This window comes from Rhodococcus sp. p52 (genome assembly GCF_000763325.2).
In the GTDB taxonomy this organism is placed as follows: Bacteria; Actinomycetota; Actinomycetes; order Mycobacteriales; family Mycobacteriaceae; genus Rhodococcus; species Rhodococcus pyridinivorans.
This window is the reverse complement of the sequence record NZ_CP016819.1, coordinates 2,114,340-2,125,386: the sequence shown is the minus strand read 5'-3', so window position 1 is coordinate 2,125,386 and position 11,047 is coordinate 2,114,340. Positions and strand designations below refer to the sequence as shown.

11 protein-coding genes and 5 tRNA genes are annotated in these 11,047 nt (G+C 67.5%); 7 read left to right on the top strand and 9 right to left on the bottom strand.

Annotated elements, in window-relative coordinates; all coding sequences use genetic code 11:
• The first annotated feature begins 65 nt into the window (after nt 1-65).
• Nucleotides 66-299, top strand: coding sequence for a hypothetical protein (locus IM25_RS09860; protein ID WP_006551777.1), 234 nt, complete (start codon nt 66-68; stop codon nt 297-299).
• Nucleotides 274-936, top strand: a complete 663-nt coding sequence (locus IM25_RS09855; protein ID WP_065996002.1) for a class I SAM-dependent methyltransferase — start codon at nt 274-276, stop codon at nt 934-936. The genes IM25_RS09860 and IM25_RS09855 overlap by 26 nt, the downstream gene beginning before the upstream one ends.
• Before the next feature lies 1 nt (nt 937).
• On the opposite strand, the gene IM25_RS09850 is transcribed toward IM25_RS09855, so the two are convergent.
• From IM25_RS09850 to IM25_RS09815, 8 genes are all read right to left on the bottom strand, one after another.
• Entirely contained in the window at nt 938-2,029 is a 1,092-nt protein-coding gene (locus IM25_RS09850; protein WP_033096822.1) for a prenyltransferase, read from the bottom strand.
• The gene (locus IM25_RS09845) at nt 2,016-2,747 is read right to left on the bottom strand and encodes a class I SAM-dependent methyltransferase (RefSeq protein ID WP_024103028.1); all 732 of its coding nucleotides are present in this window, start codon (nt 2,745-2,747) and stop codon (nt 2,016-2,018) included. Before IM25_RS09845 ends, IM25_RS09850 begins: the two co-directional genes overlap by 14 nt.
• On the bottom strand, nt 2,741-3,979 hold the full coding sequence (locus tag IM25_RS09840) for a glycosyltransferase family 4 protein (protein WP_024103027.1): 1,239 nt from the start codon (nt 3,977-3,979) through the stop codon (nt 2,741-2,743). Before IM25_RS09840 ends, IM25_RS09845 begins: the two co-directional genes overlap by 7 nt.
• A 224-nt stretch (nt 3,980-4,203) precedes the next feature.
• Nucleotides 4,204-4,277: transfer RNA gene (locus IM25_RS09835), tRNA-Asp, on the bottom strand.
• 85 nt (nt 4,278-4,362) lie between these two features.
• Nucleotides 4,363-4,439: transfer RNA gene (locus IM25_RS09830), tRNA-Phe, on the bottom strand.
• A gap of 39 nt (nt 4,440-4,478) precedes the next feature.
• Nucleotides 4,479-4,552 (bottom strand) — tRNA-Asp (locus tag IM25_RS09825).
• Nucleotides 4,553-4,606: 54 nt separating this feature from the next.
• Nucleotides 4,607-4,679: transfer RNA gene (locus IM25_RS09820), tRNA-Glu, on the bottom strand.
• 100 nt (nt 4,680-4,779) lie between these two features.
• Nucleotides 4,780-5,439, bottom strand: coding sequence for a TetR/AcrR family transcriptional regulator (locus IM25_RS09815; RefSeq protein ID WP_006551782.1), 660 nt, complete (start codon nt 5,437-5,439; stop codon nt 4,780-4,782).
• A 333-nt stretch (nt 5,440-5,772) separates the two neighbouring features.
• Here IM25_RS09815 and IM25_RS09810 point away from each other — a divergent pair.
• Nucleotides 5,773-5,845: transfer RNA gene (locus IM25_RS09810), tRNA-Lys, on the top strand.
• Nucleotides 5,846-5,929: 84 nt separating this feature from the next.
• Here the strand turns inward: IM25_RS09810 and IM25_RS09805 are convergent.
• Nucleotides 5,930-6,568, bottom strand: coding sequence for a hypothetical protein (locus tag IM25_RS09805; RefSeq protein ID WP_024103026.1), 639 nt, complete (start codon nt 6,566-6,568; stop codon nt 5,930-5,932).
• 187 nt (nt 6,569-6,755) lie between these two features.
• On the opposite strand from IM25_RS09805, the gene IM25_RS09800 reads away from it, so the two are divergent.
• The 4 genes from IM25_RS09800 (at nt 6,756) to dusB (ending at nt 10,376) form a co-directional block, all read left to right on the top strand.
• Nucleotides 6,756-7,217 carry a hypothetical protein gene (locus IM25_RS09800; protein ID WP_006551784.1) on the top strand — a complete coding sequence of 154 codons (462 nt, stop codon included), beginning with the start codon at nt 6,756-6,758 and terminating at the stop codon, nt 7,215-7,217.
• An 86-nt stretch (nt 7,218-7,303) separates the two neighbouring features.
• Nucleotides 7,304-7,906, top strand: a complete 603-nt coding sequence (locus IM25_RS09795) for a DUF937 domain-containing protein (RefSeq protein WP_019290016.1) — start codon at nt 7,304-7,306, stop codon at nt 7,904-7,906.
• Nucleotides 7,907-8,111: 205 nt separating this feature from the next.
• Nucleotides 8,112-9,065: an acyl-ACP desaturase gene (locus IM25_RS09790; protein WP_065996001.1), complete on the top strand. Its 954-nt coding sequence runs from the start codon at nt 8,112-8,114 to the stop codon at nt 9,063-9,065.
• Nucleotides 9,066-9,233: 168 nt separating this feature from the next.
• Nucleotides 9,234-10,376, top strand: coding sequence for a tRNA dihydrouridine synthase DusB (gene dusB / locus IM25_RS09785; RefSeq protein WP_033096823.1), 1,143 nt, complete (start codon nt 9,234-9,236; stop codon nt 10,374-10,376).
• Nucleotides 10,377-11,047 lie beyond the last annotated feature (671 nt).

Below are 11,047 nucleotides of genomic sequence, written 5' to 3'. Positions count from 1 at the left end.
TAGTTGTCGGTGGACGACCTGACTCCCGAACGACTCTCGGCCGTGCTCAGTGGCACGGTACGCACGTGCAGGTCGAGCGGATCGGAACGGGCCGGATCGCCACGAGGACCGAGCGCGGCGACCGCACGTTCGCGGTGATGGTCGAGCGGTCGTGCGCCGCGATCCGCGATCTCGACAGTCTCACCGTCGTGTCCGAGAGCATCGGACGCCGCGACCGGTCGGTAGGGTGCTCGGGATACACCGCATCACGCGAGAAGAACGGAGATCCATCCGATGTCCCGCACCACCCTGCCCCGTGAGGCGATCGAACTCGCTGAGGCGACACCGGGTTTCATGCCCCAGGACGAGGGAACCGCACTGCACGAGGCTGCGGTGCAGTATCTCGGTGACGGCGTCGGCGTCGAGATCGGCACCTACTGCGGCCGCTCGACCGTGTATCTCGGCGCTGCGGCCAAGGCGACCGGCGGCACCATCGTCACCGTCGACCACCACCACGGTTCGGAGGAGCATCAGCCCGGCTGGGATTACCACGATCCGTCGCTGGTCGACCCGCACACCGGCCGCCTCGACACGGTCGGCGCACTGCGGCACACTCTCGCCGACGGCGACCTCGAATCGCACGTCGTCGCGGTGGTCGGCAATTCTCCTGTGGTGGCGTCGTTCTGGCGCCCCCCCGCCTCGTTCGTGTTCATCGACGGCGGACACAGCAGCGAGGCGGCCCGGGCGGACTACGACGGCTGGGCGAGATGGGTGCGCATCGGCGGCGCCCTGATCATCCACGACGTCTTCCCCGACCCGAAGGACGGCGGCCGGCCTCCGTACGAGATCTACTGTCTCGCACTGGAGAGCGGGGAGTTCGTCGAGAAGTCGGTGACGTCCTCGCTGCGGGTTCTCCAACGCACCGCCGGCACGGTCGGATCACGGCCCGGCAGCTGAACTACCGGACGAGCACCGGGCAACGCTCGGTGCAGCGGTCGGCGCCCACCTGGTCGGCGGGTGCCGCCGCATCCCGGAAGATCGCGTTTCCTCCCGTCGTGCGCGAGAGCGCGTCGGCGGCGAGGATCACCGCTGCGCTGGTCCAGGAACTGACCTCCACCGGCCAGCGCTTGCCGTCGGCGTAGACCAGACCGGTCCAGTACGAACCGTCCGGGTCGCGCAGATGCTGCATGGCCGCGAACAATTCGCGGGCACGCCCGGCGTGGCCGAGTGCGTCGAGCGCCAGGACCAGTTCGCACGTCTCGGCTCCGGTGACCCACGGACGATGGTCGACGCACCGGATCCCGAGACCGTCGACGACGAAATCCGACCAGCGTTCGCGGATCCGTTCGTGCGCATCGGTGCCGCGCACCGCTCCCCCGAGGATCGGGTAGTACCAGTCCATCGAGTACTCGGGCTTGGGCGTGAACGCCTCGGGATGCCGACGCAGAGCGTGGCCGAGACGGATCAGCGCGACCTCCCATTCGGGTTGCGCCTCACCGATCAGATCGGCGATCCGCAGACCGCACCACAGGCTCTGGTGGATACTCGAACAGCCTGTGAGCAGCGCTTCGTCGAACATCCCGCCGTCGCCTCGCGCCCAGGAGATCTGGCCGCCCGGCAACTGCATGTCGACCACGAGGTCGAGCGCTGCCCGCACCGTCGGCCACATGTGCTCGACGAACCCGCGATCACCCGTCACGAGATGGTGGTGCCATACGCCAACGGCGATGTAGGCCGTGAAATTGCTGTCGGTGTCGTGGTTCTCGACGATGTCGCCCCGGAACTGGAAGGGCCACGACCCGTCGGCGCGCTGCGTCCGCCGCGACCACTCGAAGGCGGCGTCCGCCTCTTCGCGTAAACCGATGACGGTCAACGCCATCGCGGATTCGATGTGATCCCACGGGTCGATGTGCCCACCGGGGAACCACGGGACGGCGCCCGAGGGCTCCTGCATCCGCGCGATGGCCCGGCCCGTCGCCAGGCTCTGTTCCGGCGACAGCACACCCGGCACCGACGGCACCGTCACGCGCGCGGATTCACCGCGCCGCACCGGCGTTTCCCGGCTTCTCGAGGTAGAACACGACACTCTTCCCGATGACGGGATCGAGGATCTTCTCGGCCGTGCGAGTGATCCACGGGGCCTTCATAAGATCCCAGACCAGCAGCCGGTGGTACGCCTTCGTCAGCGGATTGTCGTCGTTGTCGACGCCGACGGCGCACTTGAGCCACCAGTACGGTGCGTGCAGTGCGTGGGCGTGGTCGGTGCCCGAGACCGTCAGACCGGCTGAGGCGAGTTTCGCGGCGAGTTCGTCGGCCTTGTAGATGCGGATGTGCCCGCCCTCCACCTCGTGGTAGGCGTCCGACAGGGCCCAGCAGATCTTTTCCGGCAGCCAGCGCGGCACGGTCACGGCCGCGACACCACCGGGTTTGAGGACCCGGACGAGTTCGGCGATGGCCCGCTCGTCCTCCGGCACGTGCTCGAGCACCTCGGAGATGAGCACGAGATCGAAGGTCGCGTCGTCGTACGGCAGCGCGAGCGCGTCGCCGACCTCGGCCCGGGCCAGCGCACCCTCGGGGACCTCGCCTTCGAGTTCCATCGCGACGAACATGTCGGCGACGGCCTTCATGTCGTCGGCGTTCTGGTCGAAGGCGACGACATCCGCGCCGCGGCGGTACAGCTCGAAGGAGTGGCGCCCCGCGCCGGCCCCGATGTCGAGAGCGCGTATCCCCGGTACGACGCCCAGGCGGTCGAAGTCGACGGTCAGCATCCGTTCTTCCCCTCTCGATGCGCGGCGATCGCCTTGTCATAGATCGCGGCGGTCTGCGCGGCCACGGCCGCCCAGCTGTAGCGTTCGAGCACACGCTCGCGGCCCTTCGTGCCGAGACGCCGACGCTCGGCCGGGTCGTCGAACAGGCCCGCGAGCCCTGCTGCAAGCTGTTCGGCGTCGCCCGGAGGCACCAGCCGACCGGCGTCCCCGACGACCTCGGGGATGGCCCCGGCGCGGCTCGCGACGAGCGGTGTTCCGCACGACATCGCCTCGATGGCCGGCAGCGAGAATCCCTCGTACAGCGACGGCACCGCCGCGATCTCGGCGGAGGCGAGCAGGTCGGCGAGTTCGGTGTCGTCGATCCCGGAGACGGTGCGCACGACGTCGCCGATCGCGAGTTCGTCGATGAGCTTCTCGGTGGCGCCGCCCGGGGCGAGTTTCGAGACGAGGACCAGTTCGATCTCGCGTTCGGTGCGCAGCTTCGCGACCGCCTCGAGCAGGGTGGGAACACCCTTGAGCGGGGCGTCGGCGCTCGCGACGCAGACGATCCGACCGGGAACTCGCTCGTCCTTCCGCGGCGCGAACACCTCCGTGTTCACGCCGAGTGGGATCGTGTGGATGCGTTCGGATTCGATCCCGAAGGCGGTGCGGATGTCGTCGGCCGAGTTCTCCGACACCGTGAGCAGCGTGGGAATCTGCTGGGCCACCTTCTCCTGCATGCGCAGGAATCCGTACCAGCGCCGGAGCGTGACCTTACGGCTGAGGGTGGTCGCGGAGGCGAGATCGAGTTCGCGGTCGCGGGTGATCGGATGGTGGATCGTCGCGACGAGAGGAAGGTCCTCGGCGATGCGCAGCAAGCCGGACGCGAGCGACTGGTTGTCGTGCACGACGTCGAAGTCGCCGAGGCGGTCGCGCAGCAGTCGTGCGGCGCGCAGACCGAAGGTGCGTGGTTCGGGGAAACCGGCGGTCCACATGGTGGCGACCTCGAGGACGTCGATCCAGTCGCGGTACTCACCCAGCTTCGGGGTGCGGAACGGATCGTCGTCGCGGTAGAGATCGAGACTGGGCACCTTCGTGAGCGTCACGCCGGGGTCGAGCTCGGGGTACGGCTGCCCGGAGAACACCTCGACGGTGTGCCCCTGGGCGACGAGTTCGCGACTGAGATGGCGGACGTAGACCCCCTGACCCCCACAATGCGGCTTGCTCCGGTACGACAACAGAGCTACGCGCACATTCCACCTCGGGGTTCGCTCGGAGGGCCAGGTCACTCGGACAGATGTCCACTAGTTGTGTAGGGCACACACTAGAACATGTTTTGTGTCCTCACGATAGCGAGCCGGACCGCACCCGGTGCGGATCGGCGATACGAGTGGGACCACGACGCAGACACCGGACCGCGAACAGGTGACGACGACGAAGCCCCGGTATCGATGTGATGCCGGGGCTTCGCCTGGAGCGACCCTGACGGGACTCGAACCCGCGACCTCCGCCGTGACAGGGCGGCGCGCTAACCAACTGCGCCACAGGGCCATGAGGAACCGGAGTTCCCACAGCTCGACCCACCGCAACCGGTGGGTCGAAGATATGAAATTGATGGTTGTTCGCCGGACAACCGTGGTGGCCAGGGCCGGGATCGAACCGGCGACCTTCCGCTTTTCAGGCGGACGCTCGTACCAACTGAGCTACCTGGCCGGACGGCACCCGAACCGAATGCCGATCGAAACTCTGGAGCGACCCTGACGGGACTCGAACCCGCGACCTCCGCCGTGACAGGGCGGCGCGCTAACCAACTGCGCCACAGGGCCATATATATTCACTTCTCACACCAAGATACTGCACACTTCGACGAGGTCGAAGCGTACCCCCTACGGGATTCGAACCCGCGCTACCGCCTTGAAAGGGCGGCGTCCTAGGCCGCTAGACGAAGGGGGCCCGATCGGATTTCTCCGAACCGCACCCTCAACGGGTTTGGCGTTCCGTTGGGAGCTTGGACAGCTTATGCCACGGCATTCGCGAATCACAAATCAGCAGGTCAAGTGGCTGATTCGTCGTTGTTGGGCCTGCTCGGCCAGCCCTTCTCCCGCCACTGCGCGAGCCACTGCTCCGATGCCATCGCCTCGAGCGGCACCTCCACGCAGGCCTCGAAACGGGCGCGGACGTCGGTCTCCGGCGACGTGAGGTCGGCGAGATAGCGTTGACCGGCGAGTGACGACGCGATGGCCTCGACGAAACGCTGGAGGTCGACATCGGGCCGGAACAGGCCCTTCTCCTGCGCTTCGCGCGCCAGCTGGTAGCCGGCCCGCCCCCACAGGACGCTGCCGCGCAGCCTGACCTCCTCCGCGAACTCGGGTTCGGTGACCAGACGGAACTCCGCGGCGATGACCACGTCGTCGTGCAGAGCCGCACCGAGATCACCGACGAGACCGTGCAGCCGCTCGAAGGGGTCGAGATCGGGGACGTCCATCCACCTGCCGACGATGGCACGGTAGTGCTCGAGTCCTTCGTCGAGCACCGCCCGGGCCAGATCCTCCTTGGACGCGAAGTGAAAGTACATCGCACCCTTGGTGGCGTTCGACTGCTCGAGGATGGCGTTGATCGATGCTGCGGCGAACCCTCGCCGCGCGAATTCGGTGGCTGCCGATCGGACGATCGCAGCCCGCGTACGACGCGCACGCTCCTGTTGACGAGGCATGGGGAAATTCGGCCTTCCACGTTCCTGTGTTCCCCCACGAGACAACTCTAGTCTGCCCCCTCACAACCCCGCTTCCAGGCCGTGTTCCACCGGGTGAAATGTGAAACTCCACCCCCGACACCCGGGTTTCCACAGAACACACCGAGTGGTACGCTTTGTCCGGCTCGGGTGCGGAGCAGGGGGTGGGCACCCGAGCCTCTTTCCATTCGTCACGGGTGGCGTCCGCACCGCCGGATGTCCGATATCATCGATCGCGCAGCGTGGCTCACCCTGTGATGTGGTCACCGGACCATGCGGTCTGATCACTGCGGTGTGGTTACACTGTGCGCCCATGCCCCTATAGCTCAGTTGGTAGAGCTACGGACTTTTAATCCGCAGGTCGTAGGTTCGAGCCCTACTGGGGGCACCGGCAACGCCGGCGTCGTACACGACGCCGGCGTTCGTCGTTCCGGAACGTCCCACGGTCCTTCGTCGGAGTCCGGGTCCTTCGTCAGAGACGGTGGGAGCCGGGCGGGACGTCGTCGGTGTTCCGGCCGAGTTCCTTCTCCGCCTCACGGCGCGCCTCGAGGCGCTCCTGCTCGATCCGGCGCTGCTCGAGATCCGTGCGGGCCTGCTTCAGATCACGTCCGCGCTTGCGGTAGCGGGTGAGCGCGACGACGAAGATCACCGCGAACAGAGCTCCGACGATCGCGCCGATCAGCGTGGCGCCGCGGAAGCCGGGCGCGTCCACGTCGAGGATCCGCTCCCCCGCGTGCGCACCGTTCCCCGTACCCAGCACGACCGCCAGGGTCATGAGGTTCGGCAGGGCGACCACCAGCGCGAGCACGCCGAAGGTGATCTGCAGCCCGCGGCTGTACCGCCAGTTGCGGACCTGCCAGATCCACGCGAGCAGCGCGATGGGGATCGCCGTGCACAGGATGCCGAAGAGCAGACCCCACAGCACTCCGCGCGCGAAGCCGCCCTCGGCGAGGTTTGCGATCCGCTGCGCCCACCAGCGAGGAACGAACGCCGCCAGGGTGTAGTAGGCGATGACGAGCACGATCAGCGCCACGACCACGGCGATGGTCTTCTTCGCCCACGGCGGCAAGCCTTTCCGCGAACCGGTCTCGTCGACATTCATGTCCGTCATTTCGAACCTTCCTGGCCGATCGGTCCATGTGCACCTGCCGTGCGCATCTCACCCTACGGACCACCGCATTCGGAGCAGTGCATTCGGGCAGGTCTCTTCGCACTGCGAATTTCACCCGGTGCGGTTGCCCGTCTTTGTATACGGTGAGCCGCAGGGGTAATCGAATGTTCATCGTCCGGGGAGGAACATGCGCAGTTTCGTGGACCTGGGCCTGTTCCTGGCCGCCGTCGCTCTGGGAATCGGGTCGGTGTTGCCGGTGGTCGGTGGAATACGACCCACCGAGATTCCCCTGTCGGCGCTGCGCGACGGTTTCCCCGAGGGCGATCTCGCCGGTGTCGCGGTCCCGGGTCTACCGCTGTACGAGTCCCTCGCGGTACCGCTGGTCGTGGCCGCGATCCTGCTCCTCGCTGCCGCACTGTTCGACTCGGTGGCCGTCGGCTGGGCCGGGACGCTGATCGGTGTCGCGACGGCCGCGGTGTTCTGGACGCGTCTGTTCCAGACCCACGGCGAGTACGTCGAACTCAACCGCAGTACGACCCTGACCAATCAGAACGGGACAGTGCTCCTGCTCAGCGGCACGCTCGTCGCACTGCTGTGTTGCCTGATCGCGTTGCGCCGTTCGCCGACGAGCGCCGCCTCGCTCGACTGACGCCTCCCGCTGCAACGGGCTTCGTCCCGATACCCTCTCGGCACCGGGTGGCCACTTCGGGGCACCCACGAGCCAAGGCAGGAACGATGGCAAGTCTCGACGATCTGATGTCCCGCATTCCCGTCGACCAGGTGGCGCAGCGACTCGGTGTCGACAACGCGACGGCGGAGACGGCCGTCCGCGCCGCACTCCCCACCCTCGTCGGTGGTCTCGACGCCAACGCCCAGAATCCGACCGGGGCGGCCTCGCTGCTCTCCGCGCTGGGCAAGCACTCCGAGTCGAACCTGGCCGAAGGTCAGGTCGACGTCGACGGGATCGACACCGAGGACGGCGACAGGATCGTCTCCAATGTCTTCGGCGACAAGAAGGATCAGGTGATCTCGACCCTCGGTTCCGTGAACGGCGCCGGTGGGAACGATCTGATCGCCAAGGTCCTGCCGATCATCGCCCCCATCGTGCTGTCCTATCTCGCCAAGCAGATCGGTGGCGGTGCGGGAACGAACACCGCGAGCGCTCCGCAGGGCGGAGGTCTCGCCGATCTCCTCGGGGGTCTGCTGAAGAACGCCGGTGGTGGATCGGTCGGCTCCGGCGGTGGGATCGGCGACGTCCTCGGCAGCGTGCTCGGCGGCAGTTCGGGTGGTGGACTCGGCGGTCTCCTCGGGGGACTTCTCGGTGGAGGCAAGCGCTGAACCCCTCCGGAACCGCACGTTCCGCTCGTCCGTGTGATACGGCACGAGCGGGACGGTACTGTCCTCGAGCTGCTCGGACCTGTACCGTGATCCGGGCGAATGTGGGGGGCCACCGGTGCACCGCGTGCCGCGGCGACGAACGGCCGGGCTCCCCTCCTCCGTAGGCCGGCGGAATACACGGACACGATGTGAGGGGTAGAAGAGTATGACGCGAGTCCTGACTCAACTGGAGCTGCTGCGAGAGCTGGAGCCTGTGGCCGAGGCGAACCTCAACCGGCATCTCTCGATGGCGAAGGACTGGCACCCCCACGACTACGTGCCGTGGGACGAGGGCCGGAACTTCGCCGCGATGGGCGGTGTCGACTGGGAACCCGAGCAGTCGAAGCTCGACGAGGTCGCCAAGGCTGCCATGATCACCAACCTCCTCACCGAGGACAACCTGCCCTCCTACCACCGGGAGATCGCCGAGAGCTTCTCGCGCGACGGCGCCTGGGGCACCTGGGTCGGCCGGTGGACCGCGGAGGAGAACCGCCACGGCATCGTCATGCGCGACTACCTGGTCGTCACGCGCGGTGTCGATCCCGTCGCACTCGAGAACGCCCGCATGGAGCACATGACGAACGGCTTCGCGTCCCCCAACTCGACTGGCATGCTCCACTCCGTCGCCTACGTGACCTTCCAGGAGCTCGCGACCCGCGTGTCGCACCGCAACACCGGTCGTGCCTGCGACGACTCGATCGCCGACAAGATGCTCCAGCGCATCGCCGCCGACGAGAACCTGCACATGATCTTCTACCGGAACATCTGCGACGCGGCGATCGACATCGCTCCGGCCCAGACGCTCGCCGCGATCGTCGAGGTGCTCGAGAACTTCCAGATGCCGGGTGCCGGCATGCCGAACTTCCGTCGCAACGGTGTGTTGATGGCCAAGCACGGCATCTACGACCTGCGTCAGCACCTCGACGACGTCGTGATGCCGGTGCTGCGCAAGTGGAGGATCTTCGAGCGAGGTCTCGGCAGCGAGGCGCAGCAGGATCTCGACAAGCTCGGCAACTTCCTCGACGAACTGGAACGTCAGGCGGGGCGGGTCGAGGAGATGCGCGATCGCTCCCTCGCCCGCGAGGCTGCCAAGCGCGAGAAGGTGGGCGCGCACGCCTGAGTCCGGATGCACACAGCCGCCCGAGTCCGGATGCACACAGCCGCCCGAGTCCGGCGGAGGTTATCCTGTAGCCCGGTGCCGTTTTCGGTGCCGGGCACAGTCGTTTCCGCGGCCCATCACTGACGGGCACGCTATTTCTTTGTCACACAACGTTTTCCAGAGGTACCCATGTCTTCCCTCCGTATCGGCCCGCTCGAACTGAACAGCCCGGTCGTGCTGGCGCCGATGGCGGGAGTGACGAATGTCGCATTCCGCACGCTGTGCCGCGAACTCGAACTCGAACGGGCCGGCAGCACGTCGGGCCTGTACGTCTGCGAGATGGTCACCGCCCGCGCCCTCGTCGAGCGGCACCCGGTCACCATGCACATGACGACCTTCGGCCCCACCGAGACGCCGCGGTCGCTGCAGCTCTACACCGTCGATCCCGGCACGACCTACGCGGCGGCGAAGATGATCGTCGACGAGAACCTCGCCGACCACATCGACATGAACTTCGGATGCCCGGTCCCGAAGGTGACCCGCAAGGGCGGAGGGTCGGCCCTCCCTTACAAGCGCCGGTTGTTCGGGCAGATCGTCGCGGCCGCCGTCCGCGCGACCGAGGGCACCGACATCCCGGTCACGGTCAAGTTCCGCATCGGGATCGACGACGAGCACCACACACATCTCGACGCCGGTCGCATCGCGGCCGCCGAGGGTGCCGCGGCCGTTGCCCTCCACGCCCGGACCGCTGCGCAGCGGTACTCCGGAGCGGCCGACTGGGACGAAATCGCGCGGCTGAAGGAGCACGTCACCGACGTGCCCGTGCTCGGCAACGGCGACATCTTCGACGCCTCCGACGCCGAGAAGATGATGGCGCAGACCGGTTGCGACGGCGTCGTCGTCGGTCGCGGTTGCCTCGGACGTCCGTGGTTGTTCGCCGAACTGAGCGCCGCGCTCGGCGGTCGCCCGATCCCCACCCCGCCGAATCTCGGTGAGGTGACGCAGATCATGCGGCGACACGCCGAACTGCTCGCCGATCACCACGGCGAGGATCGCGGTCTGCGCGACATGCGCAAGCACATCGCCTGGTATCTGCGTGGTTTCCCTGCGGGTTCGGAGATCCGCAACGACCTCGCCCGCGTGTCGACGCTCGCCGAACTCGACGACCTGCTGGGCAAACTCGACCACGACGTACCCTTCCCCGCCGATGCCGAAGGCCCGCGGGGACGTCAGGGCTCCCCGAGCAGCGTCGCTCTGCCCGACGGCTGGCTCGACGATCCCGAGGACACCTGCGTGCCCGAGGGCGCCGACATGATGCACTCGGGCGGGTAACCCGTCCCGGCATGTAGTCCCGGACGATAGACGGATCGACCGGTGGATGTCGTGCGACACAGCTGCGTCACCGTCACATGAAACAGACGATCAGTATCATTGCGGAGTCCTCGCGACGGTCGCCGGTGAGCGATCACGTGGACGACGACGGATCCGAGGCGGTGCGACCGCGGAAAGAGCAGGTATCGGTGGACGAGGAGCACGAGACAGGATCCCCGGATCCTCGCGCTCCCTGGGAACGGCCGATCGCCGACAGCAGCTACCGCGAATCCCGCTCGTCCCGCCGCAGCCGCTCGGGTGGGGTGCACCGCTCCGACGACACCGATCCCGATTCGCGTCGCCACGAGAGTGCACGCAACCGCCGGGCCGCGGACTCGGACGATCCGGAGCAGCTCACGGTCGCCGAACTGCTCGACAAGATGGGACGACGATCCGATCCGTCCCCCCGGTCGGATCCGCCCCCGGCCGATCCGCCGCACACGTCCACCTCGTCGTTGCCCCCGGCCCGTCCCCGCGACCCGGAATCCGCCCGGCACGTCGCGACCGAGGACGATGCCGGTCGAGCGGAACTCCCGCGCAGGACGCCGCCTCCGGCTGCGCCGCCGACTCCGTCGGGACCTCCCAGCCCTCCGGTGCCGCCGGCTTCTTCGGGACCGCCGACCACGGTCGCC